Here is a 25,354-nt window from a genome sequence, read left to right as displayed (position 1 = left end):
GGGGTACTTAAGCCCCGCGGCATGGCCCAGAGGGTGGGGCCTTAGGAGGCCCCGCCCTTTTCCCCTGGACCCTGGGCCCTTTCCTCCCTACAATGACCCCATGAGGTTTCTCACGGCAGGCGAGTCCCACGGGCCCGAGCTTCTCGCCATCGTTGAAGGGCTTCCCGCCGGGCTTCCCCTCACGGAAGAGGACATCAACCCGTGGCTGGAGAAGCGGCAGAAGGGCTACGGCCGGGGCCGGCGCATGGTCATTGAGCGCGACCGGGTGGAGTTTCGCGCCGGGGTGAGGGCGGGCCGCACCACGGGCGCCCCTCTGGCCCTGGCCATAAGGAACGCCGACTTCAAGAACTGGGCCGAGATCATGGACCCCGCCCCGGGAAACTGGCCCAGGAAGCGGGCCCTGACCGCGGCCAGGCCGGGCCACGCCGACCTCGCCGGGGGCATGAAGTACGGGCACAAGGACCTGAGGGACGTGCTGGAAAGGGCAAGCGCCCGGGAGACGGCCATGCGGGTGGCCGTGGGGGCCGTGGCCATGAAGCTCCTTTCCCTCCTCGGGGTGGAGGGGGTGGGGTATGTGCCGGGGATGGCGGGGGTGTGGGCCAAGGTGCCCTTCTCCTGGGACCTTTTGCCCCGCATTGAGGAAAGCCCCTTGCGCATGACCGACCCCGAGGCCGAGGCCGAGGCCATCCGCCGCATTGACCAGGCCAAGGCGGAAGGGGACACCCTGGGAGGCGTGATAGAGGCCCGCTTCCGGGGGCTCGTGCCGGGCCTGGGGAGCCACGTCCACTGGGACCGGAAGCTGGACGGAAGGCTCGCCCAGATGGCCCTCTCCATCCCGGCGGTGAAGGGGGTGGAGATCGGCCCCGCCTTCGCCAACGCCATGAAGCGGGGCTCCGAGGTGCACGACGCCATCTACTGGAGCCCGGAGCGGGGCTTTTACCGGAAGACCAACCGGGCAGGGGGGCTGGAAGGGGGCATGACCACGGGGGAGGAGCTCGTGGTCCGGGCCGCCTTAAAACCCATCGCCACCCTGATGAAGCCCCTCCCCACCGTGGACGTGGTGACCCACGAGCCCGAGGACGCCGCCAGGGAGAGAAGCGACACCACGGCGGTGCCCGCGGCGAGCGTCATCCTCTGCGCCCTCTCGGCCATCGTCCTGGCCCAGGCCTATCTGGAGAAGTTCGGGGGGGATACCCTGGAGGAAGTCCAGGAGCGGGTGGAGCGCTACCGGGAGCGGGTGCGGGCCTACTGAGCCCGGGTAGGATAGGAGGATGGCCCGCCTCGAGGTCCCCCGCCCCGCCACCTTCGTGAGCCTCACCGGGTTCATGGGGGTGGGGAAAAGCCGCATCGGCAAGGAGCTTGCCCGGGCGCTCATGCTCCACTTCATTGACCTGGACCGCTACATAGAGCGGCGCACCGGGATCTCCATCCCCGACATCTTCCGCCACCTCGGGGAGGAGGCCTTCCGGAAGATGGAAAAGGAGGCGGTGCGGGAGCTTTTGGGAAAGGACTTCCTGGTCCTCTCCTTGGGCGGGGGCACCTTCGTGGACCCGGAGAACCGGAAGGCCCTCCTCGGGCGGGGGCCGGTGGTGGCCCTCTGGGCAAGCCCCGAGACCATCCTGGAAAGGACCCTGCGCAAGCCCGGGGAGAGGCCCCTCCTCCAGGTGGAAAACCCCCTGGAGCGCATCCGCACCCTCCTGGAGGCCCGAAGGCCCGTCTACCAGGAGGCCCACATCCACGTGTCCACGGACGGCAGGAAGGTGGAGGAGGTGGTGGCGGAGATCGTGGAGAAGCTTTGGGCCTATGCGAAGGCTAGACGTCCGTAACCCCGTTTCCTACCCCATCGTCATCGGCGAGGGTGTCCTGGAAGCAGCGCCCCCCTTGCCGGGCCCCGCCGCCCTCCTCTTTGACGAGAAGGTGGAGGGCTTCGCCCAAGAGGTGGCCGAGGCCTTTGGGGTGCCCCACCTCCTGGGCCTTCCCGGGGGGGAAGGGGCGAAGTCCCTGGAGGTCTACGGGAAGGTCCTTTCCTGGCTTGCGGAAAGGGGCCTCCCCCGGAACGCCACCCTCCTCGTGGTGGGGGGCGGGACCCTCACGGACCTGGGGGGCTTCGTGGCCGCCACCTACCTCCGGGGGGTGGCTTACCTCGCCTTCCCCACCACCACCTTGGCCATCGTGGACGCAAGCGTGGGAGGGAAGACCGGGATCAACCTCCCCGAGGGGAAGAACCTGGTGGGGGCCTTCCACTTCCCCCAAGGGGTCTACGCCGAGCTTAGGGCGCTCAGGACCCTTCCCCTCCCCACCTTCAAGGAGGGCCTGGTGGAGGCCTTCAAGCACGGCCTCATCGCCGGGGACGAGGCCCTTCTCAAGGTGGAGGACCTCACGCCGCAAAGCCCCCGCCTCGAGGCCTTCTTGGCCAGGGCGGTGGCGGTGAAGGTGCGGATCACCGAGGAAGACCCCCTGGAAAAGGGGAAAAGGCGCCTTCTAAACCTCGGCCACACCCTGGGCCACGCCCTGGAGGCCCAAACCCGCCACGCCCTCCCCCACGGGATGGCCGTGGCCTACGGCCTCCTCTACGCCGCCCTTCTGGGAAGGGCCCTGGGGGGCGAGGACCTTTTGCTCCCCGTGCGCCGCCTCCTCCTTTGGCTCTCCCCCCCTCCCCTGCCGCCTTTCGCCTTTGAAGACCTCCTCCCCTACCTCCTCCGGGACAAGAAGAAGGTCTCGGAAAGCCTCCACTGGGTGGTGCCCCTGGCCCCGGGGAGGCTTGTGGTGCGCCCCTTACCCGAAGGCCTCCTTCGGGAGGCCTACAGCGCCTGGCGGGAGGAGCTCAAGGGGCTCGGGCTCTTGAGGACCTAATCCCAGGGCGTAGCTTAAGGGGGTACCTGGCCCTCCGGGGCCTTGGGAAGCCGGAGGGCAAAAACCGCCCCCCCTTCCTCCCGGTTCGCCGCCTCGAGCCTCCCTCCCATGGCTTCGGCCAGGGCCTTGGCGATGGCCAACCCCAAGCCGCTTCCGCCCCGGGTGCGGGCAGGGTCCCCCCGGTAAAAGCGCTGGAACACCTTCTCCTCCTCCCCGGGGCGGAGGCCGGGCCCCGTATCCCGCACCTCCACCCGGGCCCAGCGGTCCTCCTCCTCCAGGGCCACCTCCACCCTGCCCCCCGGCGGGGTATGGCGCACCGCGTTGTCCAAGAGGTTCTGCAAGATGCGGGAAAAGGCCTCCGCATCCGCCCAAGCCAAAAGAGCCTTCCCCTCCAGGGAAAGGCGCACCCCCTTGGTTTCTGCCCGAGTGTGAAAACGGTCTAATATTCTTTGGGAGAAGGCCCTGAGATCCAGGGCCGTCGGGGATAGCCGCAGCGCGCCTTCCTCGGCCTGGGTGAGGAGCCGGATATCCTCCACGAGCCGGGCCAAAAAGCGCACCTCCTCCTGAAGCCTCCGCAGGTTCTCCGGGTTACAGGGCATAAGCCCGTCCTCCATGGCCTCGAGGTCCGCCTGAAGGACGGTGAGGGGGGTGCGCAGGTCGTGGGCGATGTCGGCGAAAAGCCGCTTCTCCTCGGCCTCCTTACGCTCTAGCGTATCCAGGAGAAGGTTGAAGCTCCTGGCCACCTCGGCCACCTCGTCCTGGCCCACCACCCGGGCCCGGCGGCGCCTGTCCCCCTGGCGGTAGGCCTCCGCCGCCTCCGCCAGCTGCTGGACCGGGCGCACGAGGCCCCGGGCGAGAAGGGTACCCACCCCGAGGCCCAGCAAGAGCGCCCCCCCCACCGCGATCCAAAGGGAAGAACGGAGGTTCTGCAAAAGGCGCTGCTGGCGCAAACCCACCCGGGGCGCCCCGGGGTTGCCCAGGCCGTCGCTAAAGGCCAAGGCCCGGCCCACGTGCTCCGCCGCCACCCTGTAAGCCAAAAATCCGGACAAGCCCGCCACCGACACCGCCACCAGCGCCATGGCCAAGGCCAGGCGGGGAAGAAGCTTCATCCCTCCTCCTGCCCCTCCCGTAGACGATAGCCGTAACCCCGCACCGTCTCCAGGAGGGGGGTGCAAGGGCCCAGGCGGGCCCGCAGGTTCTTGACGTGGGCGTCCACAGTGCGCTCGTCCGCTTCCGTTCCCAAGCCATCCAGGAGTTCCTGGCGCGAGACCGCCTTGCCCGCCCGGGCCATGAGGAGGTACAGGAGGCGGACCTGGGTGGGGGTCAAGGAAAGCTCCTGGTCCCGGCACCGGGCCCTGAAGGCCTCCATGTCCACCTCCAAGGGCCCCACCCGCAGGTGGCTGGGAGGGCGCACCAGGCCCTGGGCCCGGCGAAGGACCGCACGCACCCGGGCCACCACCTCCCGGGGGCTAAAGGGCTTTACCACGTAGTCATCGGCGCCTAGCTCCAAGCCCAAAAGCCGGTCCGCCTCCTCCGCCCTAGCGGTGAGGACGATGACCGGGGTCCGGTCCCCCTGGCGCAGGCGCTTCAGGACCTCAAGGCCATCCAGCTTGGGCAGCATCAGGTCCAGAAGGACGAGGTCGGGCCTCAGAACCCGCCACAATTCCAAAGCCCGCTCCCCATCACCGGCCCGCTCCGTGCGAAAGCCGTAGGCCCGCAGGTAGCGCTCCAAGGTGTCGGCGATCTGGGGCTCGTCCTCCACCACCAGCACCAGCTCTCCCGGCATACCTAAAGCTTAGCGGCCCCGCCCTTCCCGGGGCAGGGCCGTCAGAAAGCCCTCACCTGTTCCACGCCGGGCCAAAGGGCCCGAAAGCCCCGCCCTGCGGGAAGTACGGGCAGGTGGGGTAGCCGGGCGCCGGGGCTACCGGCTGGCCGGTGCGCTTCCCCCAAGCCTGGGCCCCGTAGGCCGGACCGTAGACGAACCCCGCCGCGGGGCCCACCTCCCGCTGCAGCATCGCCCGGACCACGGCCTGGGTGCGGGTCTTCATGAGCGCCGCCTGGGCCTGGGCGAGGCTCCCCGCCCCCACCGCCTCGTCAATGGCAGCGTTGCGCACCTCCACGAGCTGAGCTTCCAGCTTCCCTAAATCCACCCCCAGCTCCTGGGCGATCTGGGCCAGGGTCTTCCCCTGCTGGTGGAGGGCGATGAGCTCCTCGGGGGTCACGCCCAAAAGCGCGGCCACCTCGTCGTGCAGGGTACCCGCCAAGCCCGCCGCAACCCCAGCCTGGGGCGCGCCCGCGCCCAGCCCCGCCCCGAACCGGGGCCCGTAGGCCAAGGCCATTCCCAGCGCCGCCACCCCCACGAGAACCATCCACGCTTGCCGTTTCATCTTCCTTCCTCCTTTCCGACCCCTACCAGGGTCAGCCCTAGGGTAGGAAGGAAGCCGTGAAGAAAACAGGGGCTTTTTGTGAATCCTCCGTGAACGCCCTAGAGCGTAACCCCCACCGGTCTAAGCACCCCTCCCTTGGCCTTGCCGAAGTCCAAAGGGAAGTCCCCCACCTCTGTCTTCAGGACCACGAGGGCCAGGGGGTGGTCCTCCCCCTCCCAGGCCACCCCCTCCCCCGTGGCGAAGGCCAGGGCCCTGGGGTCCTCGGGGAGGAGGGCGAGGCGGGGAAGCCCCTCGGGCCAGGGGAGGGTGGCCCCGAAGGCGAGGGCGAGGGCCTTGGCCGGGAGGAAGCGGCCCTTCTGCACCTTGCCCAGGTAGAGGCCCGGGGCGGGGGCCTTGAGGCCCGAGAGGTCAGGCAGCCCCTCGGGGAGGAGGTAGAGGTGGCCCGCCCGGTCAAGAAGGGGGCCTTGCAAGGAAAGCCCCGCCTCCTCCAAAAAGCCCCTAAAGGCCCGCGCGGCCTCCGGGGAGAGGGGGGAAGGGCGTTCCAGGCGGGGCGTGCTCCAGGCCCCCCCCTCCTTGCGGAAGCGGGCGAGGAAGTGGCCTTCCCCCTCGAGGCGGTGGGGCCAGAGCCTCGCGGTCTTGAGAAGCTCCGGGTTCCCCTCCCCCCACTCCGGCACCCCCGGGGCGAAAAGGGGGTGGAGGCGGGCGTCCTCGAGGCGGAACTCCGGGTGCGCCTTGAGGAAGTGGGCCACCACCCCCTCGTTCTCCTCGGGGGCGAAGGTGCAGGTGGAGTAGACCAGCACCCCCCCAGGCCCCACAAGCCTCGCCGCCTGGGCCAGGAGGGCCTTCTGCACCTCCGCCATCCTCTTGGGCGCCGAGGGGCCCCAGTGGCGCACCGCCTCCCTGTCCTTGCGGAACATCCCCTCCCCCGAGCAGGGGGCGTCCAGGAGGACCCGGTGGAAGTAGGCCCCGAAGGCCTCGGCCAGGGCCCTGGGAGGGGCCTGGGTCACGGCGAGGGGTGCCCCCCAGCGCTCGGCGTTTTCCAGAAGGCCCCTGAGGCGCTTCCCGTCCACCTCGTTGGCCAAAAGAAGCCCCCTCCCCCCCATGCGGGCCGCCAGGTGGGTGGTCTTGCCCCCCGGGGCCGCCGCCAGGTCCAAGACCCTTTCCCCGGGGTTCGGGTCCAAAAGGACCCCCACCGCCTGGGCGCTCGGCTCCTGGATGTAGTAGAGCCCGGCGTAGAAGAAGGGGTGGGGGCCGGGCCTGGCCTCCTCGGGGTAGTAAAACCCCTCCTCGCACCAGGGGATGGGCCTGAGGGGCCAGGGGGAGATCTTCCTAAAGGCCTCGGGGGAAAGCTTCAGGGTGTTCACCCGTAGGCCGTAGGTGCGCTTCCCCTCCGTGAGGGCCCTGAGGAAGGCGGGAAACTCCTCGCCCAGAAGCTCGGCCATGCGGGAGAGGAAGGCCTTGGGTAGCACCCGAGTACCCTAGCACGGAAGGCCCGAAGGCCTCAAGGGATACCATGGGCCCATGATCGTCGCCCTCGGGGCCGATTTGGTGGAGATCGCCCGCGTGGAAAGGCTGCTTGCCCGCCACGGGGAGAGGGCTTTAAAGAGGCTTTTTCACGAGGAGGAGGTGGCCTACGCCCTGGCCCGCCAAAACCCTTTCCCGAGCCTCGCCGCCCGCCTCGCGGCCAAGGAGGCCTTCCAGAAGTGCTGGCCGGAAAGCTTCTCCTGGAAGGAGGTCTGGGTGGGGATGGAAGGGAAAAGGCCCGCCCTTCGCTTCGCCCCCCGGATAGGGGCCCGCATGGCGGAGGAAGGGCTTTTCGCCCACCTCTCCCTAAGCCACGAGCGGGGGATGGCCCTGGCGGTGGTGGTCCTCGAGGCTAGGGCACGAGGCGGATGAAACCTCCGCCGCCCAGGTCCGCTCCGCGTCCGCGAGAGGGGTGCCACGAGCGTATCAGGTGGGGCCTAGGAAGGGAAGCCTGGCTCTAGGCCACCTCTTCCGCTTCCTCCCGGATACGGATGGGCCCCTGCTTCTCCGGCCTCAGGCCCACCTTGTCCTGGTAGAAGGCCCGGATGGCGGCGAAGTCTTGGCGGAGGTCCCCGGTCGGGTAGAGGTACCCCCCGATGCCCACCTCCTTGCGAGGAAAGTCCACGTAGCCCAAGGCGATGGGCACCCCCGCCTTCAGGGCCATGTAGTAAAACCCGGTGCGCCAGTAGGGAGCCTTGCCCCGGGTGCCCTCGGGGGTGATGAGGACGGCCACCTCCCGCTCCCGAAGGACCTGGGCCACCTGGTCCACGAGGCCCTCCCGCCGGGAGCGGTCCACGGGGATGCCTCCCAAGGCCCGCATGAGGAAGCCCAAGGGGGGCTGGAAAAGCTCCTTTTTGCCGAGCCACCGGGCGGGGATGCGCGCCGCCCAAAGGGCCAGAAGGCCCACCACGAAGTCCCAGTTAGAGGTGTGGGGGGCGCCGATGAGGACGTAACTCCGAACGGGAGGAGGCTCCACCTTCAAGGTCCAGCCGAAAAGGCGGAGCAAGAAACGGGCAAGCCGCTCCATCCCAAAAAGTATACCCGCCGTGCTATACTAGGGGGTAGCGCGGGCGGGGGCCTCCCCGCCCCTTTTCGTGGGGTCAAGATGCACAAGGTCGTGATCGTGGGAAGGCCCAACGTGGGCAAGTCCAGCCTTTTCAACCGCCTCCTGAAGAAGCGGAGCGCGGTGGTGGCCGATGTCCCCGGGGTCACCCGGGACCTCAAGGAGGGGGTGGTGGAAACCGACCGGGGCCGCTTCCTCCTGGTGGACACCGGGGGGCTCTGGTCCGGGGACAAGTGGGAGAAGAAGATCCAGGAGAAGGTGGACCAGGCCCTGGAGGACGCCGAGGTGGTGCTCTTCGCCGTGGACGGGAGGGCGGAGATCACCCCGGCGGACCTCGAGGTGGCCGAGTACCTGCGCAAGAAGGGCAAGCCCGTGATCCTGGTGGCCACCAAGGTGGACGACCCCAAGCACGAGCACTACCTGGGCCCCCTCTACGCCTTGGGCTTCGGCGACCCCATCCCCACCTCCAGCGAGCACGCGAGGGGGCTCGAGGAACTCGTGGAGGCCATCTGGGAGAGGCTTCCCGTGCGGCACATAGAGACCGAGCCCGAGGTGGCGGGCATCCGCCTCGCCATCGTGGGCCGGCCTAACGCCGGGAAGTCTAGCCTCTTGAACGCCATCCTGGGGGAGGAGCGGGTCATCGTCTCCGAGGAGGCCGGCACCACCCGGGACGCCATTGACGTGGAGTTCTTCTTCGGCGGCCAGCGCTTCGTCCTGGTGGACACCGCCGGGATCCGCAAGCGGCCCGAAAGCCTCGTGGAGGAGCTCGCCATCAGGCGGAGCCTCCGGGCCATGGACGAGGCGGACGTGGTCCTTCTGGTGGTGGACCCCTTCCAGGTGGGGGACCGGGAGCTGAAGCTCGCCAACGAGGCTCTGGAACGGGGCAAGCCCGTCCTTTTGGTCATCACCAAGTGGGACCTGGTGAGCAAGGAAGACGCCCCCAAGGTGCGGCGCCTCCTCCGGGAAAAGCTCGCCCACCTGGACCACCTCCCCTGGGTCTACACCTCGGCCTTCACCAAGCAGAACCTGGACCGGATCTTCCGCGAGGCGGTGCGCCTTCACGAGCTCAACCACACCCGCGTCCCCACCTCGGAGCTCAACCGCTGGGTGGCCGTCTGGACGAGCCGCGTGCAGACGCCGAACTTCAAGGGCAAGCCCCTCAAGATCCTCTACGCCACCCAGCCCGAGGTGGCCCCGCCCACCTTCGTCTTCTTCGTGAACCACCCGGAGTTCGTCACCCGGGCCTTTGAGAACTACCTGAAAAACCGCATCGGCGAGGACCTGGGCCTAAGGGAGGTCCCCTTCCGCCTGGTCTTCCGGGGCAGGCGGGAGGAGTAGCGCCATCCCCTCCACCGCCCCCGTCCGCAAGGAGAGGTGGGCCAGGGGGGTAAGGGGGGTGGGCTCGGGGTTCACCTCCACCAGGTAGGCCCCCGAGGCGAAGGCGATCCGGCCCAGGGAGGCCGCGGGCTCCACCTCGGCGCTGGTGCCGATGACCAAGGCGAAGTCGGCCTCGGCGAAGGCCCTTTCCGCCCTCTCCCAGGCCCCTTCCGGCAGAAGCTCCCCAAACCAGACCACGTCGGGCCGGGCCCGGTGGCCGCAAAGGGGACAGAAGGGGGGCGGGGTGAAGGCCTCCGGCAAGGGAAACCGCTTCCCGCAGGCCTCGCACCGGGCCCTGAGGAGGTTGCCGTGGAGCTCCACCAGGTTCTGGCTTCCCGCGAGGGCGTGGAGGCCGTCCACGTTCTGGGTGACGAGGAGGAAGCTTCCCCCCCGGGAGAGGACGCGCCTCTCCAGCTCCACGAGGGCGTGGTGGGCCGGGTTGGGCTTGGCCTCCCGCACTTTCTGGATGCGCCAGGCGTACCAGGCCCAGACCTTCTCCGGGTCCCGGGCGTAGGCCTCGGGGGTGGCGTAGTCCAAGGGGTTGAAGTTCTTCCAAAGGCCCTCGGCGTCCCGGAAGGTGGGGATGCCGGAGGGTTTGGAGATGCCCGCCCCCGTGAGGACCGCCACCCGCCTCGCCTCCTCCAGGCGCTTCCGGGCTTCCTCCAAGCGCTCCATGGCCCCATCGTATCCTTAACCCATGAGGCTCTTCACCCCCGAGGCCATGCGGGAAGCGGACCGGAAGGCCGTGGAGCGGGGCTACCCGAGCCTCCTCCTCATGGAGTGGGCGGGGATGAAGGCGGCGAAGGTCTACCTGGAGCTTTTCGGCAAGGCCCCCGCCCTCGTTCTCGCGGGCAAGGGGAATAACGGCGGGGACGGCCTGGTCCTCGCCCGGCACCTCCTCCTGGAGGGGGTAGGGGTGCGGGTCTACGCCGCGGAGGGCCAGACCGGGGACGCCCTCCTCGCCCTCCAGGCCCTCCTCGCCCACGGGGTGGAGGTAGGGCCCCTGGAGGAGGCCTTCTTCCGGGAGGGGGAGGTGGTGGTGGACGCCCTCTTCGGCACCGGGCTCAAGGGACCCCTTTCCGGCTTCTACGCAGGGCTTGTGGAGCGGGTGAACCGGGCAGGCCTTCCCGTCCTCGCCTTAGACCTCCCCTCGGGCCTCCCCTACAGCCCCCACGTGCGGGCCACGGCCACCGTGGCCTTCGCCGCCCTCAAGACCCCTCACCTCCTCCAGAGGGAGGCCTGTGGAAAGCTTTACCTGGCGGAGATCGGCTTGCCCAAGGCCATTCTGGAAAGGGAGGACCTCCCCGAGGTGGCGGCGCCCGAGGCCTTAAGGCCCCTCCTCCCCAGGCGTCCCCTCACCGCCCACAAGGGGAGCGTGGGCCGGGTGGGGGTCCTGGGGGGGTACCGGGGGGAGGGCCTCCGCTACGCCGGGGCGCCCCTCCTCGCCGCCCTCGGGGCCTACCGCATGGGGGCGGGGCTCGTGCACCTGGTGGTCCCGGAGGGCACACCCCTTGAGCCCCTCGAGGCCGTCTTCCACCCCGTCCCCCACCCCGCCCTTCCCCCCCTCAAGGTAGAGGCCCTGGCCGTGGGGATGGGCGGGGGGCCGTGGGGGAAGGAGTGGGCCCTAAAGGCCCTGGAGGCCCGGCTTCCCACCGTCTTGGACGCGGACGCCCTCCACCCGGAGGTGGCCGAGGCCTACCGGAAGGCGGGCGTCCCCGCCGTCCTCACCCCCCACGCGGGGGAGGCGGGGAGGCTCCTTGGGGCTTCCCCCGAGGAGGTGGCCGAAGACCCCTTAGGGGCGGCCCGGGCCCTCGCCGAGCGGACGGGCCTCGCCGTGGTCCTCAAGGGGAACCCCACGGTGGTGGCCGAAGGGGAAAGGCTTTCCGTGAACCCCACGGGAAACCCCGCCCTGGCCACCGGGGGGACGGGGGACGTCCTCGCAGGGGCCATCGCCGCCCTTCTCGCGGCGGGGCTTAGGCCTTTTGACGCGGCCAGGCTTGGGGTCTATCTCCACGGCCTCGCCGGGGACCTCCTGGCGGAGGAGAAGGGGGTGGGGCTCCTCGCCCGGGAGGTGGCGGAGGCTTTGCCCCGGGCAAGGAAGCTTTTGACGGAGGGGCGGACCCCCTGGCCCTTTTCCCGGGTATGAGCACCCCTTCCTACCCCCATTCAGCGAATAGCCTTGCCCTCGGCTTCTAGCTGAGGTATCGGGCTAAAGAGAAACAAGCCCAATAGAACACCAGCGGTGAAGGGCTCTACGGCCAAGTCGCTTACCCGTTGGGCTAAAGCCCCGGGAAAAACACCATCTAGAACAACGTAAAAAAGGACTAAGCCAAGGAGAGAAACAGCCAACGCCTTGGGCGGATTAAGGGTAACACCCTTACCCCAGGCCAAGTGGGAAACCAACACCGCACCCAAGCCCAGTAGGAACTGAATCCCACTCCATAGGCTCCACTGCTCAAAGAGGTAGGCAAGAACCGCAAAAGCCAGGAACGCGCCAAGCGAGAACAGGCCTTTCAGGGCTTTTCTCAGAACTTCTCTGTTTAAAAGGAGCATGGCCACATCCTCCCTTTACCAACATACTGGCTCGCACTGCTTTTTACACTCGTTGAAGACGACAACACTACAAGCATCGGCCGGCGATGGGCAAGAAAGCCCTTCTTGAGGGAAGGGCATGGCTTGAGCCATGGCCACCGGCAAACCCAAGACCATAAACACAAGCCCTCCCAGCGTAGCCAGCTTCATTGTACCACCTCCACCCCTAAAATAGGGCTTCTTCTTGTCAAGGCCCCAGGGAAAGTCCTGGTATGCTAGGGCGGGACCTATGGAGCCCCTTTTCCGCCTCTATGTCCCCGCCACCCTGGCCAACCTGGGCTCGGGCTTTGACGCCTTGGGCGTGGCCCTGGACCTCTACCTCGAGGTGGAGGCCCACCCCGCCCCGGAGGACGCCTTCCTCTACGAGGGGGAAGGCCACGTGGAGGGCACGGACAACCTCATCCACGAGGGGTACCGCGCGGGCATGCGGGCCCTGGGGCTTGAGCCCCGGCCCCTGTGGGTGCGGGCCTTCAACCCCATCCCCCTGGCCCGGGGGATGGGGAGCTCCTCGGCCGCCCTGGTGGCCGGGGTGGCCCTGGCGGACCGGTTCTCCGGGGGAAGGCTTGGGCGGGAGGGGGTCTTCCGGGTGGCGGCGGAGCTCGAGGGCCACCCCGACAACGTGGCCCCGGCGGTCTACGGGGGGTTCGTGGCGGCCCTGAGCCATCCCCCCTTGGCCATCCCCCTGCCGAGGCCCGAAGGGGTGCGCTTCGTCCTGGCCGTGCCCCCCTACGAGGTCCCCACCCCCCTCGCCCGGGAGGCCCTGCCCCGGGAGGTGCCCCTGGAGGACGCGGTCTACAACCTGGCCCGAGGCGCCCTCTGGCCCGCGGCGCTTTGCTCGGGGAGGCTCGAGGCCCTAAGGGAGGCCTGCCGCGACCGGCTTCACCAGCCCCACCGGGCCCACCTGATGCCCGGGGTGCTGGGGGCCATAGAACGCGCCCTGGAGGCCGGGGCCCTGGCGGCCTTCGTGGGCGGGGCGGGCCCCACCCTGGCCGCCCTGGTGCGGGAGGGGGAGGAAAAGGAGGTGGCGAAAGCCCTTGCCCCCTACCGGGGAGAGGGGCGTACCCTGGTGTTGAGCATCGGGGAGGGATACCGGTGGAAGGCGCCTTAAACCTCATTCCCCTCACGGAGGTCCTGGAACTCGTCCACGGCCAGCGCCGCTCTGGCACCCTGGAGGTGCGGGCTGGCCCTCTTCCCCTTACCCTCCGCTTCGCCCAGGGCGAGGTGGTGGGGGCCCAGATCCTGGACTGGGAGGGCCTCGAGGCCCTCTTCACCTTCCCCCTTCACCCCAAGGAGGGAACCTTCCGCTTCCAGCCCAGCTCCCCGGCCGCCGACCCCCCCCTTCTCCCCTTCGCCACCCTCCTCGGGGAGTGGGCCCGGGTAAACGACGAGTGGGACCGGTTCCGCACCCTCCTAGACTCCCCGAGCCGGGTGCTGGAGGCCATCCGCCCCAAGCCTCCCCTGGAGGTCTTCCAGGGGGGAAAGAGCGTGCGGGGGGCGGCCAAGGCCTGGGGGGTGCCCCTCCTCATCGCCATGGAGCGGGCCTACATGGGGGTGCGGGAAGGGGACCTCTACCCCCTTCGCCGCTACGCCTGGTACGCCCTGCGCATCCGCTACCAGGGGAAAAGGGCCAAGACCTTGGAGGAGTTCGGCCAGCTCCAAGGCCTCCTGGACGGCTCCCGCAACCTCGGGGAGGTCATCGCCCAAGGGGTGCCCGTGGGCCTGGTGCGCCGCTATTTGGTCCAGGCCCTGGCCTCCGGGGAGATCGCCCCTCCGGGCCGGGGCTGGCTCCTCAGGGACCTCCTCTGGGAGATGGAAAAGGAGGAGGGGTAATCCCCGCTCTCCCTGTTGCGCCGGGGCCCCATGCTGGCCCAAGCCCGCATGGGGTGGCACAAACCCACCCCGGCCTAGGCTGGGGTGGAAAGCGAAGGGAGGCTACTTCTTCTTGCGGGGGCGGTACTTCCCGTAGGTGCCCCGCCAGATCTTGCCCCTGCGGGTGCGGCGGTCGCCCTTACCCATGCCCTACCCCCTCAGGCGCTCGCCCCTTGCGCGGCGAGGAGCCGGTTCACCTTGCGCATGAGCCGGGACTTCCTGCGGGCAGCGGCGTTCTTGTGGAGGGTGGAGCCCTTCGCCGCCTTGTCAATCAGGCTCTCGGCCTTGCGCATGATCTTCAGGGCCTCCTCGGCCTTGCCCTCCTGGGCCAGCTGGACGGCCTTCTTGCTCAGGGTCTTGATGGCCGACTTCTTGGCCTTGTTGCGAAGCCGGCGCTTCAGGGACTGCCGGTGCCGCTTGAGGGCGGATAGGTTCCTCTTAGGCTTCTTCTCTGCCATCGCTCTCCCCTTCGTGCCCCTAAGGGCAAGCCAGGCCTAAGTGTAGCACACCCCAAGCCTAAGGGGCAAACTTGGTGGCCACCCAGTCGTAGCGCACCTGGCCCTTGGCCCCCCGAAGCTCCAGGCGCAGGAGGTAGTCCCCGGGGCTCACGCCGAAGCGCACCTCCTCCTGGAAGGCGCCCCTATAGGTCCTTTCTCCCACTTCCCGGCCCTCGCGCAGGAGGACGAGCCGCAGGCTTCCTTCTTCCAGCTTCCCCGAGACCTTCATCTTCAGGGCATCGTAAAGGCCGGTGACCCGGATGGGGTACTGGGCCTCCCCGGTGTACTTCCAGTAGAAGACCGGGAGGAAGGGCGGGTAGCCCACGGCCAGGCCATAGCGCTCGGCGTACCAGTAGAGGCCAAGGGCGGCCAGGGCCAAAAAGAGCAGGCTCCGCATTGGCCTAAGTATACTTGGGCACATGGCGGGCATTGGCCACACCCCGGAAGAGGCCCTCGCCCTCCTCAAGCGGGGGGCCGAGGAGATCGTCCCCGAGGAAGAGCTTTTGGAAAAGCTCAAGGAGGGGCGGCCCCTCACGGTGAAGCTCGGCGCCGACCCCACGCGGCCCGACCTCCACCTAGGCCACGCGGTGGTCCTGAGGAAGATGCGCCAGTTCCAGGAGCTCGGCCACAAGGTGGTCCTCATCATCGGCGACTTCACCGGGATGATCGGGGACCCCTCGGGCCGATCCAAGACCCGGCCCCCCCTCACCCTCGAGGAGACCCGGGAAAACGCCAAGACCTACGTGGAGCAGGCGGGGAAGATCCTGAGGCAGGAGCCCCACCTCTTTGAGCTCCGCTACAACTCCGAGTGGCTGGAGGGCCTCACCTTCAAGGAGGTGGTGCGCCTCACCTCCCTCATGACCGTGGCCCAGATGCTGGAAAGGGAGGACTTCAAGAGGCGCTACGAGGAGGGGGTGCCCATCTCCTTGCACGAGTTCCTCTACCCCTTCGCCCAGGCCTACGACTCCGTGGCCATAAGGGCCGACGTGGAGATGGGGGGCACGGACCAGCGCTTCAACCTCCTGGTGGGCCGGGAGGTGCAGAAGGCCTACGGGCAACCCCCCCAGGTGGCCTTCCTCATGCCCCTTCTGGTGGGCCTAGACGGGCGGGAGAAGATGAGCAAGAGCCTGGACAACTACATCGGGGTGGCCGAGCCCCCGGAGGTGATGTTCAAGAAGCTCATGCGGGTGCCGGACCCTCTCCTCCCAAGCTACTTCCGCCTCCTCACGGACCTGGAGGAGGAGGAGGTAGAGGCCCTCCTGAAGGCGGGCCCCGTCCCCGCCCACCGGGTCCTCGCCCGCCTTCTCACCGCCGCCTACGCCCGGCCCCAGATCCCCCCCCGCCTAGACCGGGCCTTCTACGAGGGCCTGGGCTACGCCTGGGAGGCCTTCGGCCGGGACAAGGAGGCGGGCCCCGAGGAGGTAAGGAGGGCGGAGGCCCGCTACGACGAGGTGGCCAAAGGGGGGATCCCCGAGGAGATCCCCGAGGTCACCATCCCCCCCTCGGAGCTCAAGGAAGGCCGGATCTGGGTGGCGAGGCTTTTTACCTTAGCGGGCCTCACCCCCTCCAACGCCGAGGCGAGGAGGCTCATCCAGAACCGGGGCCTGAGGCTGGACGGGGAGGTCCTCACCGACCCCATGCTCCAGGTGGACCTCTCCCGGCCCCGCATCCTGCAGCGGGGCAGGGACCGCTTCGTGCGGGTGCGGCTCGGGGACTGAGGGCCCGCCCCTCCCTGGGGCCCCCGCCGAGGCGGGGTACTTAGCCCCCCTCCATGGGCCTTAGGGGCACCTCGTGGCCCGTGGCGTAGAGGGTCTCCCCTTCCGCCTCGAGGCGCAGGCGGGGCAAGGGAAACCGGGGGGGGCCGTAGATGGCCTTTCCCCCAAGCAGGGGGTCAAAGGCCCCGAAGTGGCAGGGACAGCCCAGAAAGGGCCGCTCGTAGCGGAAGTTGTAGAGGAGAGAGGCCGCCTCGGGATCGGGGACGAGGTTCACCGTGCACCCCTGGTGGGTGCAGATGCGGCTAAAAGCGGCGTAGTGCTCCTCCCCCAGGGAAAGCCCCCCGGGGGCGGGCGCGGGCAGGCGGAGGAGGAAGGCCTTAAGCTCCCCCAAGGGAAGGGGGTAGAGGAAGGGCTTCGCCTGCCATACCCCAAGCTCTCCGAGCCGGGCCACGGCCACCCTGGGCCCCGCCTTCCAGGTGGGCGCCCCTGCCTCGGGCCGGGGGCGGAAGCGGAGGTTGTAGGTGCGCACCCCGAACCAGGCGAAAAACCCCCCGGCCACCGCCACGGGGAGGTAGAAGACGAGGTCGCGCCGCTTCATGGCTAGAGGCTTCCCAAGTAGTCCAAGAGGGCCTTAAGCTCCTCCTCGGAGAGGGGAACGGCGGGCATCTGCCCCCGGCCCTTTAAGACGATCTCCCGCACCGCCTCCGGGGCCTTCAGGATGGGGTTCCCCTTAAGCCTCGGGCCCACGCCCCCTTCCCCCTGGAGGCCATGGCAGGCGGCACAGCGGGCCTGGTAGACGCTCTTCCCGTCCTTTCCCCCTTGGGCTTGGGCTTTGGCCATGGCGATGAGGCCCTCCACCCGCTCCTTGGCCTCGCCCCCGGCCTCCAGGTACTTCTCCCAGGCGGCGATGGCCTCCTCCATCCTCCCCTCCTGGAAGTAGAGGTTCCCCAGGAAAAGCCACCCCTCCGCGGCCTTGGGGTCGGCGTGCTGGGCGATCTCCAGGAAGAGCCGGGCCTCCTCCAGCCTCCCCCCCATGAAGAGGAGAATCCCCACCCGGCGCACCGCCTCCACGTTCCTGGGGTCCTTCTTGAGGACCTCCAGGTAGGCCTCGGCGGCCTGGTCAAAGGCCTGGAGCTCGTAGGCCTTCCGCCCCCAAGCCAAAAGGTCTTCCACCTCTCCCGTGCGCTTGGCCTTGTCCGCCAGGGCCTTAAGCTCCCGGGCCTCCTGGCGCTGGGTCACCGTGGTCTCCCCGGGGAGGCGGGGGAGGGTGTAGCGCCAAAGGCCCACCCCGAGGAGGACCACCGCCCCCAGGACCAGGGCCACGGGCCAGGGGTTGAAGGGCCGGGGGGCGGGGGGGCGGTAGCCCTCCAAAAGCCTTTCCACCTCCACCATGCGGGCGAGGGCCCGCTTCCTTTCCTCCCCCTCCAGGGCCTCCACCTCCTCCTTGAGGACCTCTAGCTCCCGCAGAAGCTCCTCCCGCCTAGGCGGCTCGGGGAAGGGCTCCCTGGGGCCGAGGAGGGGCCTTAGGGCGAGGAGGAGGCCGAGGAGGAAGAGGGCGAGGAAGAGCAGGGTGGCCGTCATCTCGGGGGCTCCTTAAGGCGCCGCTCCGCCTCCTCCAGAAGCTCCTTGGGAAGCGGTTTGGGCCGGAAGTAGGCGAAAAGGCCAAGGCCGAGGAGGAGAAGCCCCAAGACGGGGAGCACCCAGACCCAAAGGGTCACCCCCCGCCTCGGGGGCGCGTAGAGGATCCAATCCCCATACCGCTCCACGAAGAAGGCCTTGATCTCCTCCTCCGTCTTGCCCTCCCGAAGCATCTCGGCGATGATCCGGCGCATCTCCACCGCCACCCCCGAGTTGCTCTCCGCCGCCGACTCCCCCTGGCAGACGGGGCAGCGGAGCTCCCGGGCGATGCGGAAGACCTCCGGGGAGAGGTCTGGGGGCGGCGCCTCCTGGGCCAGGGCGGGAAGGAGAAAGGCCAAGAGCAGGACAACCCACCTCATCGCAAGGCCTCCTCTAGGTAACGCGCTAAGACGGCCTCGTCAATGGCCCCCGCGTGCCGGGCGAGGACCCGGCCCTCCCGGTCTATGAAGAAGGTCTCGGGCACCCCGTACATCCCGTAGTCCACCCCCACCCGTCCCCGGGGGTCATGGACCTGGGGAAAGGTGAGGCCGAACTGGGCGATGAACTTTAGGGCCTCCTCCTCCTTGTCCTGGGTGTTCACCCCCACGAAGAGGACCTCCTCCCGGTGGCGGCGCCAGGAGGCCTCCAAGATGGGCGCCTCCTCGTAGCAGGCGGGGTAGCACCAGCTGGCCCAGAAGTTGAGGACGATGGGCCTCTTGCCCAGGTGGTCGGCGAGGCGGAAGGTCTCCCCCCACTCCGCCCGGTAAGGGGGAAGGAGGGGGAGGGTGAACTCGGGAGCGGGCCTCCGCTCCTTGGCCAAGACGGAGGGGAGCTCCTTGGGGTTCCGTTGCATCCCCCACCAGAAAAGGCCCCCAAGGGCCAGGACCAGGAGGAGCCAGAGCCACCCCCTCACGCCGGGCTCACCCCCCTAGCCTCCTCGGCCCGGCCCACGGGCCAGAGGATGTAGAGGGTGCCCAGGGCCATGAGCGCCCCTGCCACCCACATCCAGAAGACCAAAGGCGTGACGATGAGGCGGATGGAGGCCCACTCTCCCTTTTCCCGGTCAAAGTCCATGAGGAGGAAGTAGTAGTCGTTCCCCGGGGTGTAAATCACCTTGGGGGCGGGAAGGGGGCTATTCATCTGGGGGTAGAAGTGGAGCCTGGGCCTCACCTCCCCGAAGCGGCCCGTCCCAAGAAGGGCCTCCACGGCGAAGCGCCGCCCCTCGTCCAGGGCCCGAACCCCCTGGAAGGTCAGGCGCACGCCCCCCACCTCCCAGGCCTCTCCCCGGTAGAGGGTCTTCTCGCTCTCCAGGCGGTAGGTCTGGCTGAAGGCGATGCCAAGCCCCATGAGGGCCACGGCGAAGTGGACCACGAGGCTTCCCACCCGCCTCCGGTTCGCCAGGAAGCCCCAGGGGGAAAGCCCCGCCCGCACCCGGGCCAAGACCCCTTCCCGAGCCAGGAGGTAGATAGCGGCGGCGTTGTAGAGGAAAAGCCCCACCGCCAAGGAAGCCCCCAAGGTGTAGCCCCTAAGGAGGCCGAGGAGGGTGCCCAGGGCCAGGACCGAAAGGAGCAGGTACAGGTTGCGGAAGACCTCCTTCCTGGGCCTTCGCCAGGGCAAAAGGGGTCCCACCCCCATGAGGAGGAGGATCCCCGCCCCCAGGGGGGCCGAGACCTGGTTGAAGAAGGGGGCCCCCACGCTCACCTTGGCCTTGGCAAAGGCCTCCACAAGAAGGGGGTAGAAGGTGCCGAGAACCACCACGAGGGCCCAGCCCGCGAAGAAGAAGGCCCCGAGGAGAAGCGCCCCTTCCCGGGAAAAGGGGTGGAAAAGGGCGGTGTCCCGCACCTCCCGGGAGACCCGGGAGAGGAGGCCAAGGCCAAGCCCCGTGGCGAGGAGGAAGAAGCCGAGGAAGGCGGGCCCCACGGGGCCCTCGGCGAAGGCGTGGACGGACTGGATGACCCCGCTTCGGGTGAGGAAGGTGCCGAGGACGGTGGCGGCGAAGGCCAGGGTCACGAAGGCGAAGTTCCAAGCCTTAAAGGCCCCCCGGGTCTGCTGCACGAGGGCGGTGTGGAGGAAGGCGGTGGCCAGGAGCCAGGGGACGAAGCTGGCGTTTTCCACGGGGTCCCAGGCCCAGTACCCGCCCCAGCCCAGGACCTCGTAGCTCCACCACATCCCCGCCACCTTCCCCGCGGTGAGGAAGCCCCAGGCGATGAGGGTCCACCAACGGGTCTCCTCCACCCAGGTCTGGTAGCGCCGGGCGACCATGGCCGCCACCGCGTAGGCGTAGGGCACGCTCAGGCCCACGAAGCCCAGGTACATGAGGACGGGGTGGACGGCCATCATCCAGTGGTTCTGGAGGAGGGGGTTCGGGCCCACGCCGTCTTGGGGCGGGTTGGGAAGGGTTTGGAAGGGGCTCGCGATGGTGGCCATGACCCCGAAGAAGAAGACCTGGATGCCATAAAGCACGGCGAGGACCAAAGAGGCCCGCCAGGGGTCCAAGGGCTTGCGGCTGGCGAGGAGGGTATATAGGGTCTGGAGGAGGCCCCAGAGGAGGATGCTGCCCTCGAGGGCCGCCCAGGGGGTCACCAGGGTCACCCAGAGGGGGTCTTTGGTGGAGTGGTTCCTGGCCACGTAGGCCAGGCTGAAGTCGTGGGCGAGGAGGGCCCACTCCAGGGCGAGGAAGGCGGCGAGCGCGGCGAGGAAGGCGGGGAGCACGAGGGCCCTCGCCCCCCTTAGGAAGCGCCCGTCCCCCTGGAGGTAGGCGAGGAGGGCGAGGGCGAGGCCCAGGAGGCTAAAGGCCAGGGCCAGGCTCACGCTTAGGTTGCCGAGAAGGGCCGGGGTCATTTGGCCTCCTCAATCAGCTTGCGCACCTCCTCCGGGGTCCAGCCCGCCTTGGGGGCCTGGTAGGTCTCCGAGTGCTTCACCAGGAGGTTGGTGCCCTGGAAGACCCCTCCCTGGAAGCGGCCTTCCACCACCACCCCCTGGCCCTCCTTGAACATGCCCGGAGGGGTGCCCTTGTGGAGGATGGGCACCTCGGCCACCCCGTCCGTGAGGACGAAGCGGAGCTCCAAGCGGTCCTTATCGTACTGGACGGTTCCCGGCTTCACGAGCCCCCCGAGGCGCACGGGGCGGTTCTGGTACCTGGCCTGGTCCTGGAGGTACTCCGAGGGGGTGAGGAAGTAGACCAGGTTCCGCCCGAGCCCCCCGAAGACCATGTACCCCAAGGCGCCCAGGATGACGAGGAGGCCGAGGAGGTATTTGGGCTTCACCGCACCCTCCGGTAGCGCCAGAAGAGGTAGGCGAGGTAGCCGAAGACCGTGAGGTAGGTGAGGGCGTAGACCCAGGTGACGAAGACTTCCATCACGCCTCCTCCTTCCTTTCCTCCAGGGCGGCCAAAAACCCCCGGAAGCGCACGAAACCCAGGTAGAGGAAGGTGAAGACCACCAGGTTAAGGAGAAGGGCCTGGAGCATGGCGGGGTCCATGTGGATCTTTCCCGTGGTGAGGTCAATGGACTGGGTCTGGTGGAGGCTCCGCCACCACTTCACCGACATGTAGCTGATGGGCACGTTGAGGAAGCCCAGAATCCCCACCGCGGCCGCCGCCTTGCGGCGAAGCTCGGGGTCCTCTATGGCCCCCCGGAGGAGGAAGTAGCCCACGTAGACGGCGAAGAGGATGGCCGTGGTGGTGAGCCTGGGCTCCCAGGTCCAGTAGACCCCCCAGGTGGGCCGGGCCCAGAGCATCCCCGTCACCAGGGCGAGCCCCATGAAGACGAGGCCGATCTCGGCGCTGGCGGAGGCCACCCGGTCGTACCGCGGGTCCTGGCGGAAGAGGTAGAGGAGGGAGTAGACGAAGGTCACGGCGAAGGCCAGGTAGCCGAGCCAGGCCCCGGGCACGTGCAGGTACATGATGCGGGCCAGATAGCCCTGGTTCACGTCCGGAGGGGCCGCCAGGGCCAGGTAGAGCCCGAGCGGCAGAAGAAGAAGCCCCAGGCCCAGGAAAACCCAGGTCAGGGCGTCGGGGCGTTCCGGATGAGCCGCGTTTAGCATCGCAAACCTCCCTTTTCAGGATAGGCCCTCTTCGGCTTAGAAGTCTGTGGCCTCACCCGTCCATCACCAGGGGGAAGAGGAGGGCGCTGGCCGTCACGTAGACGGCGTCAAAGACCAAGAGGAGCTGCCACCAGGAGGCCACCTCCTCCAGGGGAAGCCCCTCCAGAAGCCCCGCCGTGGCCCGCACCGAGGCCAGGACCACGGGGACCACCAGGGAGAAGAGGAGGAGGGGCAGAAGGGCTTCCCGCCCCCTTAGGCGGCTTAGAAGCCCGGCGTAGAAGGTGGCCACGCTGGCGTAGCCTAAGGTGCCCAAAGCCAGGGTGAGGAAGAGGGGAAGGCCCTTCTCCAAGGGCAGGTAAAAGAGCCCCGCGGCCAGGAACAGGGCGAGGAGGCTTAGGGGAAGGAGGAGGAGCATCTGGAAGAGGAGCTTGCCGAAGTAGATCCACTCCTTTCCCCCCGGGGCGAGGAGGAGGTCTTCTAAGGTGCCCTCTTCCACCTCCAGGGCGAAGGCCCGGGTGGAGAGGAGGGTGGAGAGGAAGGCCAGGGCCACCCACAAGACCCCCGGGGCCGCCCGGCGCAGGGGGGCCTCCTCGGGGCCCAGGGCCAGGGCCATGGTGAAGAGGGTCACCCCGAGGAAGGCCAGGACGGAAAGGAGCCCGGCGCGGTCGCGGACCTCGAGGCGGAGGTCCCTAAGGGCCAAAAGCCACACCCGCCTCACGCCGCCCCCAGCCACACCGCCCGGTCGGCCACCGCCTCGGCCAGGGCCCGGTCGTGGGTGGCGAGGACCACGGAAGCCCCCTTGCGAGCTTCCCGGATGGTCTCCTGAAGAAGGGCCCTACCCTCCTGGTCCAAGGCGGTCTCTGGCTCGTCCAAAAGCCAGAGGTCGGGCCTCAGGAGGGTGAGGCGGGCGAGGGCGAGGCGCTTTTTCATCCCGCTGGAAAAGGCGGCGAGGGGAAGCTCGGCGGGAAGGCCGAAGCGCTTCAAGGCCCCTTCCCAGTCCCCCGCTGCCCCGTGGAAGGCCAGGTCAAAGAGGAGGTGCTCCCGGGCGGTGAGGTGGCGGTGGAAGGCGGGGGGGTTGGGGAGGAAGAGGGCATGGCCCTGGCGTTCCACCCGGCCCCGGGTGGGCTTCAAAAGCCCCGCCATGAGGCGGAGGAGGGTGGTCTTGCCCGAGCCGTTCGGGCCCAGGAGGGCCACCACCTCCCCCCGGTCCAGGGAGAGGCTCAGGTCGCGGATCACCCAGTCCCGTCCGAAGCGTTTGGAGAGGGCCTCGAGGCGAAGGAGCATGCCTACCCCAGTTTAGGGCAAGGGGTTCACAGGTACTTCTGCAACCACTCCGGGGTGATCCGGAGGAAGAAGGTGTTGAGGGCGGTGAAGGTGTCGGTGAGGAGGAGCACCCCCACGGCGATGAGGACCACCCCCGCGAAGACCTCCACGTAGTGGGAAAGCCGCCCGGCCCGCCTGAGCCAGCCCTTGAGCCGCTCGGCGAAGAGGGCCACCAGGAGGAAGGGCACCGCCAGGCCCAGGATGTAGGCCAGGAGGAACCCCACCCCGCCCCCCACGGCGGTGAGGGTGAGGATGGCCCCCAGGATGGGGCCGATGCAGGGGGTCCAGCCCAGCCCTAGGGTGGCCCCGAGGAGGAAGGCCCCCAAGGGGCGGCCCGTCTCCCCCTCGTAGCGGAGGGCCACCCCCCACCTGGGCCTCAGGCCCAGCATGTAAAGGCCGAAGAGGATGAGCACCACCCCCCCCACCCGGGCCAGGGTCTGCCGGTGCTCAAAGAGGAGCCCGCCCAAGAAGGTGAAGGGCAGGCCCAGGAGGAAGAACACCACCCCGAAGCCCAGGACGAAGAAGAGGGCGTTGAAGAGGGGGCGCCCCCGCTCCCCCCCCAGGTAGAAGAGGTAGGTGGGAACGAGGGGCAAGACGCAGGGGGAGAGGAAGGAGAGCACCCCCGCCAAGAAGGCCGCCGTCAGGGAAAGGGTCATGCCTCCATCCTAGGGCAGGGTGAGCCAGGGGAAGCGGCGCTTGGTCTCGGGGTCCAGGTCCAGAAGCTCCCGGGCGGGCATGCGGATGGTGGGCAGGGTCTTCTGGTTGATGGGGGTGTCCGCCTCGGTGATCCCGTTCATGTAGAGGAGAAAGGCCACCAGGTGGTAGACCTCCTCGTCCGTGAGCGTCCCCTCCTGCCCGAAGGGCATGGCCCGGCGGATGTAGTCAAAGAGGGTGGTGGGGTATTGCCAGTAGTTGCCGATGGCGTACTCCACGGGCTCCGTGTCCGGGGTGATGGGGAAGGGCTCGGAGACCAGCCGGTTGAAGGGGTAACCCTCCCCCCGGGCCCCGTGGCAGGAGGCGCACTTCTCCGCGTAGATGCGCTCCCCCTCAGCCACCTTGCCCTCCCCCGGGGGAAGCCCCCGGCCGTCGGGGAGGACCACGGGCCTAAGGTCGTACTGGGCGGCGAGCTCCTCGGTGATGGGGGTGCCGAGCTGGTACCGGGCCCCCACCGCCAAACCGGCCAGGGCCAGGGCCAAAAGCGCGCGCCTAAACATCAAACACCTCCCCCCCGCACCCCCCGGCGGGGCCAGAGGCCTGGCCGCCCAGGGGGCGGTCGCCGTTCACCACCCGGCCGTCCGGCAGAACGCGCCAGGCTTGGATGGCGTTGTAGTGGTAGCGGTTGTTCCTCCCCCACTTCTTGAAGAACTCCTCCCGGGTGGGCTGGGTGTTCCCCCTCTCGTCCCAGGCCCGGCTCCAGAGGACCACCTCCTTGCCGTCCCAGTACCAGGGCATCTTGAAGCGCACGAAGGCGTACCGCTCCACCGGGGGCTCGAGGGCGGCCTCCCGCCAGGTCCGGCCCTCGTCAAAGGAGATCTCCACCTTGGTGATCCGCCCGTGGCCGCTCCAAGCCAGGCCCCGGATCTCGTGGAAGCCGGGCTTGATCTGTTGCAGGCCAGAAGGGTAGGTGATGATGGACTCGGGGTCCATGACCCAGGTGAAGGCGAGGACCCGGCCGTCCGCCATGACGTCCGTGTACTCGCTGGTCTCGTCCTTGGCCATGGCGGGGAGGTCCGTGACCAGGATGCGCCTCAGCCACTTCACCTGGATGCTCCCCTCCCACCCCGGCACCACCAGCCGCACGGGGTAGCCCTGCTCGGGCCTCAGGGCCTCCCCGTTTTGGGCGTAGGCCACCAAGACGTCCTCCATGGCCTTCTCCAGGGGGAGGGAACGGGTGTACATGGCGGCGTCCATCCCCTCGGGGATGAGCCATTTGGCCCCGGGCTTCACCCCCGCCTCCTTGAGGAGGAGGGCCAGGGGCACCCCGGTCCAGCTGGCGTTGGAGGCGAGGCCCCGGCTGCGGGTGGCGGTGAGGTTAGGGTCGGGGGGGTTGCGGTAGCCGTTTTGCCCGTTCCCGGCGCACTCAATGAAGTAGGTGCGGGTCACGGAGGGGAAGCGCTTGAGCTCTTCCAGGGTGAAGACCAGGGGCCTTTCCACCATCCCGTGGATCACCAGGCGGTAGTACTTGGGGTCCACCTGGGGAACCCCGGCGTGGTGGCGCTCAAAGTGGAGGCCGTTTGGGGTGATGACCCCCTCCAACCGCTCCAGGGGGGCGAAGTCGGCCCCCGAGTGGCGGGTGCGGAGGTTGGGGGAGATGTAGCGCACCACCTCGGCCTCAAAGGGGCTCCGCTCCCCGTACTCGGAAAGGGGGGCCCCTAAGGTCTTGGTGGGGGCGAAGGTCTCCTCCGTCCAGGGAAGGCCCTGGGCCTTGGCCTTGAGGAGGCCCAAAAGCCCTCCCGCGCCCAGGATTCGGAAAAACCTCCTTCGGTCCATATA

At 68.8% G+C, this 25,354-nt stretch carries 31 protein-coding genes; 9 read left to right on the top strand and 22 right to left on the bottom strand.

Going from position 1 to position 25,354, the window contains the following annotated elements; all coding sequences use genetic code 11:
* The first annotated feature begins 100 nt into the window (after positions 1 to 100).
* From aroC to BLP62_RS00885, 3 genes are read left to right on the top strand one after another with little or no spacing between them, the layout of a single operon-like run.
* Entirely contained in the window at positions 101 to 1,252 is a 1,152-nt protein-coding gene (gene aroC, locus BLP62_RS00895; RefSeq protein WP_093004990.1) for a chorismate synthase, read from the top strand.
* Positions 1,253 to 1,271: 19 nt separating this feature from the next.
* The gene (locus BLP62_RS00890) at positions 1,272 to 1,826 is read left to right on the top strand and encodes a shikimate kinase (RefSeq protein WP_093004940.1); all 555 of its coding nucleotides are present in this window, start codon (positions 1,272 to 1,274) and stop codon (positions 1,824 to 1,826) included.
* Entirely contained in the window at positions 1,804 to 2,853 is a 1,050-nt protein-coding gene (locus tag BLP62_RS00885; RefSeq protein WP_093004938.1) for a 3-dehydroquinate synthase, read from the top strand. The genes BLP62_RS00890 and BLP62_RS00885 overlap by 23 nt, the downstream gene beginning before the upstream one ends.
* 14 nt (positions 2,854 to 2,867) lie before the next feature.
* On the opposite strand, the gene BLP62_RS14280 is transcribed toward BLP62_RS00885, so the two are convergent.
* From BLP62_RS14280 to rsmF, 4 genes are all read right to left on the bottom strand, one after another.
* Positions 2,868 to 3,962: a sensor histidine kinase gene (locus BLP62_RS14280; RefSeq protein ID WP_093004936.1), complete on the bottom strand. Its 1,095-nt coding sequence runs from the start codon at positions 3,960 to 3,962 to the stop codon at positions 2,868 to 2,870.
* Positions 3,959 to 4,639 carry a response regulator transcription factor gene (locus tag BLP62_RS00875; protein WP_093004934.1) on the bottom strand — a complete coding sequence of 227 codons (681 nt, stop codon included), beginning with the start codon at positions 4,637 to 4,639 and terminating at the stop codon, positions 3,959 to 3,961. The genes BLP62_RS14280 and BLP62_RS00875 overlap by 4 nt, the downstream gene beginning before the upstream one ends.
* A 52-nt stretch (positions 4,640 to 4,691) precedes the next feature.
* The gene (locus BLP62_RS00870) at positions 4,692 to 5,240 is read right to left on the bottom strand and encodes a hypothetical protein (protein WP_093004932.1); all 549 of its coding nucleotides are present in this window, start codon (positions 5,238 to 5,240) and stop codon (positions 4,692 to 4,694) included.
* 98 nt (positions 5,241 to 5,338) lie between these two features.
* Entirely contained in the window at positions 5,339 to 6,709 is a 1,371-nt protein-coding gene (gene rsmF, locus BLP62_RS00865; RefSeq protein ID WP_093004930.1) for a 16S rRNA (cytosine(1407)-C(5))-methyltransferase RsmF, read from the bottom strand.
* 52 nt (positions 6,710 to 6,761) lie between these two features.
* Between rsmF and BLP62_RS00860 the strand changes: the two genes are divergently transcribed.
* Positions 6,762 to 7,136 carry a 4'-phosphopantetheinyl transferase superfamily protein gene (locus BLP62_RS00860; protein ID WP_093004928.1) on the top strand — a complete coding sequence of 125 codons (375 nt, stop codon included), beginning with the start codon at positions 6,762 to 6,764 and terminating at the stop codon, positions 7,134 to 7,136.
* Between the two features lie 85 nt (positions 7,137 to 7,221).
* On the opposite strand, the gene BLP62_RS00855 is transcribed toward BLP62_RS00860, so the two are convergent.
* A complete protein-coding gene (locus tag BLP62_RS00855; RefSeq protein WP_093004926.1) occupies positions 7,222 to 7,791 on the bottom strand; it encodes a lysophospholipid acyltransferase family protein in 570 nt (189 codons plus the stop codon).
* A gap of 78 nt (positions 7,792 to 7,869) precedes the next feature.
* On the opposite strand from BLP62_RS00855, the gene der reads away from it, so the two are divergent.
* Positions 7,870 to 9,165, top strand: a complete 1,296-nt coding sequence (gene der / locus BLP62_RS00850; RefSeq protein WP_093004924.1) for a ribosome biogenesis GTPase Der — start codon at positions 7,870 to 7,872, stop codon at positions 9,163 to 9,165.
* Here der and BLP62_RS00845 read toward each other — a convergent pair.
* Positions 9,115 to 9,879, bottom strand: coding sequence for an SIR2 family NAD-dependent protein deacylase (locus BLP62_RS00845; protein WP_093004922.1), 765 nt, complete (start codon positions 9,877 to 9,879; stop codon positions 9,115 to 9,117). The genes der and BLP62_RS00845 overlap by 51 nt on opposite strands.
* A gap of 22 nt (positions 9,880 to 9,901) precedes the next feature.
* Here BLP62_RS00845 and BLP62_RS00840 point away from each other — a divergent pair, with 22 nt between their 5' ends.
* A complete protein-coding gene (locus tag BLP62_RS00840) occupies positions 9,902 to 11,350 on the top strand; it encodes an NAD(P)H-hydrate dehydratase (RefSeq protein ID WP_093004920.1) in 1,449 nt (482 codons plus the stop codon).
* A 20-nt stretch (positions 11,351 to 11,370) separates the two neighbouring features.
* On the opposite strand, the gene BLP62_RS00835 is transcribed toward BLP62_RS00840, so the two are convergent.
* Positions 11,371 to 11,757 (bottom strand): hypothetical protein, encoded by a 387-nt coding sequence (locus tag BLP62_RS00835; RefSeq protein WP_143004328.1) that lies wholly within the window; start codon positions 11,755 to 11,757, stop codon positions 11,371 to 11,373.
* 268 nt (positions 11,758 to 12,025) lie between these two features.
* Between BLP62_RS00835 and thrB the strand changes: the two genes are divergently transcribed.
* Together thrB and BLP62_RS00825 are read left to right on the top strand one after the other, a co-directional pair.
* Positions 12,026 to 12,904 (top strand): homoserine kinase, encoded by an 879-nt coding sequence (gene thrB / locus BLP62_RS00830; protein ID WP_093004916.1) that lies wholly within the window; start codon positions 12,026 to 12,028, stop codon positions 12,902 to 12,904.
* A complete protein-coding gene (locus tag BLP62_RS00825; protein ID WP_093004914.1) occupies positions 12,889 to 13,626 on the top strand; it encodes a DUF4388 domain-containing protein in 738 nt (245 codons plus the stop codon). Before thrB ends, BLP62_RS00825 begins: the two co-directional genes overlap by 16 nt.
* Positions 13,627 to 13,728: 102 nt before the next feature.
* On the opposite strand, the gene BLP62_RS00820 is transcribed toward BLP62_RS00825, so the two are convergent.
* Genes BLP62_RS00820 through BLP62_RS00810 form a run of 3 tightly spaced genes read right to left on the bottom strand, consistent with a single transcriptional unit; the run spans position 13,729 to position 14,559 of the window.
* A complete protein-coding gene (locus BLP62_RS00820; protein ID WP_008632889.1) occupies positions 13,729 to 13,812 on the bottom strand; it encodes a 30S ribosomal protein THX in 84 nt (27 codons plus the stop codon).
* An 11-nt stretch (positions 13,813 to 13,823) separates the two neighbouring features.
* Positions 13,824 to 14,123: a 30S ribosomal protein S20 gene (rpsT, locus tag BLP62_RS00815; RefSeq protein ID WP_093004912.1), complete on the bottom strand. Its 300-nt coding sequence runs from the start codon at positions 14,121 to 14,123 to the stop codon at positions 13,824 to 13,826.
* A gap of 58 nt (positions 14,124 to 14,181) precedes the next feature.
* Positions 14,182 to 14,559: a hypothetical protein gene (locus tag BLP62_RS00810; protein ID WP_093004910.1), complete on the bottom strand. Its 378-nt coding sequence runs from the start codon at positions 14,557 to 14,559 to the stop codon at positions 14,182 to 14,184.
* A 22-nt stretch (positions 14,560 to 14,581) separates the two neighbouring features.
* Between BLP62_RS00810 and tyrS the strand changes: the two genes are divergently transcribed.
* Positions 14,582 to 15,880: a tyrosine--tRNA ligase gene (gene tyrS, locus BLP62_RS00805; protein WP_093004908.1), complete on the top strand. Its 1,299-nt coding sequence runs from the start codon at positions 14,582 to 14,584 to the stop codon at positions 15,878 to 15,880.
* A 40-nt stretch (positions 15,881 to 15,920) separates the two neighbouring features.
* Here tyrS and BLP62_RS00800 read toward each other — a convergent pair whose 3' ends face one another.
* From BLP62_RS00800 to soxC, 12 genes are all read right to left on the bottom strand, one after another.
* The gene (locus BLP62_RS00800; protein ID WP_093004906.1) at positions 15,921 to 16,475 is read right to left on the bottom strand and encodes a Rieske 2Fe-2S domain-containing protein; all 555 of its coding nucleotides are present in this window, start codon (positions 16,473 to 16,475) and stop codon (positions 15,921 to 15,923) included.
* A gap of 2 nt (positions 16,476 to 16,477) precedes the next feature.
* A complete protein-coding gene (locus BLP62_RS00795; RefSeq protein WP_093004904.1) occupies positions 16,478 to 17,458 on the bottom strand; it encodes a c-type cytochrome in 981 nt (326 codons plus the stop codon).
* Positions 17,455 to 17,874 carry a cytochrome c-type biogenesis protein gene (locus tag BLP62_RS00790; RefSeq protein ID WP_093004902.1) on the bottom strand — a complete coding sequence of 140 codons (420 nt, stop codon included), beginning with the start codon at positions 17,872 to 17,874 and terminating at the stop codon, positions 17,455 to 17,457. Before BLP62_RS00790 ends, BLP62_RS00795 begins: the two co-directional genes overlap by 4 nt.
* Positions 17,871 to 18,407 carry a TlpA family protein disulfide reductase gene (locus BLP62_RS00785; RefSeq protein WP_093004900.1) on the bottom strand — a complete coding sequence of 179 codons (537 nt, stop codon included), beginning with the start codon at positions 18,405 to 18,407 and terminating at the stop codon, positions 17,871 to 17,873. The genes BLP62_RS00790 and BLP62_RS00785 overlap by 4 nt, the downstream gene beginning before the upstream one ends.
* Entirely contained in the window at positions 18,404 to 20,335 is a 1,932-nt protein-coding gene (locus BLP62_RS00780) for a heme lyase CcmF/NrfE family subunit (RefSeq protein ID WP_093004898.1), read from the bottom strand. Before BLP62_RS00780 ends, BLP62_RS00785 begins: the two co-directional genes overlap by 4 nt.
* Positions 20,332 to 20,760, bottom strand: coding sequence for a cytochrome c maturation protein CcmE (ccmE, locus tag BLP62_RS00775; protein WP_093004896.1), 429 nt, complete (start codon positions 20,758 to 20,760; stop codon positions 20,332 to 20,334). The genes BLP62_RS00780 and ccmE overlap by 4 nt, the downstream gene beginning before the upstream one ends.
* A 91-nt stretch (positions 20,761 to 20,851) precedes the next feature.
* Positions 20,852 to 21,538, bottom strand: a complete 687-nt coding sequence (gene ccsA / locus BLP62_RS00770; protein ID WP_093004894.1) for a cytochrome c biogenesis protein CcsA — start codon at positions 21,536 to 21,538, stop codon at positions 20,852 to 20,854.
* A gap of 52 nt (positions 21,539 to 21,590) precedes the next feature.
* A complete protein-coding gene (locus tag BLP62_RS00765) occupies positions 21,591 to 22,256 on the bottom strand; it encodes a heme exporter protein CcmB (protein WP_093004892.1) in 666 nt (221 codons plus the stop codon).
* A complete protein-coding gene (locus BLP62_RS00760) occupies positions 22,253 to 22,822 on the bottom strand; it encodes an ABC transporter ATP-binding protein (RefSeq protein ID WP_093004890.1) in 570 nt (189 codons plus the stop codon). Before BLP62_RS00760 ends, BLP62_RS00765 begins: the two co-directional genes overlap by 4 nt.
* A 26-nt stretch (positions 22,823 to 22,848) precedes the next feature.
* Positions 22,849 to 23,517, bottom strand: a complete 669-nt coding sequence (ccdA, locus tag BLP62_RS00755) for a cytochrome c biogenesis protein CcdA (RefSeq protein WP_093004888.1) — start codon at positions 23,515 to 23,517, stop codon at positions 22,849 to 22,851.
* A gap of 9 nt (positions 23,518 to 23,526) precedes the next feature.
* Positions 23,527 to 24,075 carry a c-type cytochrome gene (locus BLP62_RS00750; RefSeq protein WP_093004886.1) on the bottom strand — a complete coding sequence of 183 codons (549 nt, stop codon included), beginning with the start codon at positions 24,073 to 24,075 and terminating at the stop codon, positions 23,527 to 23,529.
* Complete coding sequence (gene soxC / locus BLP62_RS00745; protein ID WP_093004884.1) at positions 24,068 to 25,351, bottom strand: sulfite dehydrogenase; 1,284 nt, start codon at positions 25,349 to 25,351, stop codon at positions 24,068 to 24,070. Before soxC ends, BLP62_RS00750 begins: the two co-directional genes overlap by 8 nt.
* Positions 25,352 to 25,354 lie beyond the last annotated feature (3 nt).

The sequence above is a fragment of the Thermus arciformis genome, from assembly GCF_900102145.1.
In the GTDB taxonomy this organism is placed as follows: domain Bacteria; phylum Deinococcota; class Deinococci; order Deinococcales; family Thermaceae; genus Thermus; species Thermus arciformis.
This window is presented reverse-complemented; position numbering and strand designations above follow the sequence as displayed.

Excerpts from the sequence above, each read along its gene's own strand:
- BLP62_RS00875 (WP_093004934.1), bottom strand. The coding sequence starts at position 4,639 with ATGCCGGGAGAGCTGGTGCTGGTGGTGGAGGACGAGCCCCAGATCGCC.
- BLP62_RS00855 (WP_093004926.1), bottom strand. The coding sequence starts at position 7,791 with ATGGAGCGGCTTGCCCGTTTCTTGCTCCGCCTTTTCGGCTGGACCTTG.
- aroC (WP_093004990.1), top strand. The coding sequence starts at position 101 with ATGAGGTTTCTCACGGCAGGCGAGTCCCACGGGCCCGAGCTTCTCGCC.
- BLP62_RS00800 (WP_093004906.1), bottom strand. The coding sequence starts at position 16,475 with ATGAAGCGGCGCGACCTCGTCTTCTACCTCCCCGTGGCGGTGGCCGGG.
- thrB (WP_093004916.1), top strand. The coding sequence starts at position 12,026 with ATGGAGCCCCTTTTCCGCCTCTATGTCCCCGCCACCCTGGCCAACCTG.
- BLP62_RS00820 (WP_008632889.1), bottom strand. The coding sequence starts at position 13,812 with ATGGGTAAGGGCGACCGCCGCACCCGCAGGGGCAAGATCTGGCGGGGC.
- BLP62_RS00780 (WP_093004898.1), bottom strand. The coding sequence starts at position 20,335 with ATGACCCCGGCCCTTCTCGGCAACCTAAGCGTGAGCCTGGCCCTGGCC.
- BLP62_RS00840 (WP_093004920.1), top strand. The coding sequence starts at position 9,902 with ATGAGGCTCTTCACCCCCGAGGCCATGCGGGAAGCGGACCGGAAGGCC.
- tyrS (WP_093004908.1), top strand. The coding sequence starts at position 14,582 with ATGGCGGGCATTGGCCACACCCCGGAAGAGGCCCTCGCCCTCCTCAAG.
- BLP62_RS00860 (WP_093004928.1), top strand. The coding sequence starts at position 6,762 with ATGATCGTCGCCCTCGGGGCCGATTTGGTGGAGATCGCCCGCGTGGAA.
- rpsT (WP_093004912.1), bottom strand. The coding sequence starts at position 14,123 with ATGGCAGAGAAGAAGCCTAAGAGGAACCTATCCGCCCTCAAGCGGCAC.
- BLP62_RS00795 (WP_093004904.1), bottom strand. The coding sequence starts at position 17,458 with ATGACGGCCACCCTGCTCTTCCTCGCCCTCTTCCTCCTCGGCCTCCTC.
- BLP62_RS00870 (WP_093004932.1), bottom strand. The coding sequence starts at position 5,240 with ATGAAACGGCAAGCGTGGATGGTTCTCGTGGGGGTGGCGGCGCTGGGA.
- BLP62_RS14280 (WP_093004936.1), bottom strand. The coding sequence starts at position 3,962 with ATGAAGCTTCTTCCCCGCCTGGCCTTGGCCATGGCGCTGGTGGCGGTG.
- ccsA (WP_093004894.1), bottom strand. The coding sequence starts at position 21,538 with ATGCTAAACGCGGCTCATCCGGAACGCCCCGACGCCCTGACCTGGGTT.
- der (WP_093004924.1), top strand. The coding sequence starts at position 7,870 with ATGCACAAGGTCGTGATCGTGGGAAGGCCCAACGTGGGCAAGTCCAGC.
- BLP62_RS00790 (WP_093004902.1), bottom strand. The coding sequence starts at position 17,874 with ATGAGGTGGGTTGTCCTGCTCTTGGCCTTTCTCCTTCCCGCCCTGGCC.
- BLP62_RS00750 (WP_093004886.1), bottom strand. The coding sequence starts at position 24,075 with ATGTTTAGGCGCGCGCTTTTGGCCCTGGCCCTGGCCGGTTTGGCGGTG.
- ccdA (WP_093004888.1), bottom strand. The coding sequence starts at position 23,517 with ATGACCCTTTCCCTGACGGCGGCCTTCTTGGCGGGGGTGCTCTCCTTC.
- soxC (WP_093004884.1), bottom strand. The coding sequence starts at position 25,351 with ATGGACCGAAGGAGGTTTTTCCGAATCCTGGGCGCGGGAGGGCTTTTG.
- BLP62_RS00885 (WP_093004938.1), top strand. The coding sequence starts at position 1,804 with ATGCGAAGGCTAGACGTCCGTAACCCCGTTTCCTACCCCATCGTCATC.
- BLP62_RS00835 (WP_143004328.1), bottom strand. The coding sequence starts at position 11,757 with ATGCTCCTTTTAAACAGAGAAGTTCTGAGAAAAGCCCTGAAAGGCCTG.
- BLP62_RS00810 (WP_093004910.1), bottom strand. The coding sequence starts at position 14,559 with ATGCGGAGCCTGCTCTTTTTGGCCCTGGCCGCCCTTGGCCTCTACTGG.
- BLP62_RS00890 (WP_093004940.1), top strand. The coding sequence starts at position 1,272 with ATGGCCCGCCTCGAGGTCCCCCGCCCCGCCACCTTCGTGAGCCTCACC.
- BLP62_RS00760 (WP_093004890.1), bottom strand. The coding sequence starts at position 22,822 with ATGCTCCTTCGCCTCGAGGCCCTCTCCAAACGCTTCGGACGGGACTGG.
- BLP62_RS00845 (WP_093004922.1), bottom strand. The coding sequence starts at position 9,879 with ATGGAGCGCTTGGAGGAAGCCCGGAAGCGCCTGGAGGAGGCGAGGCGG.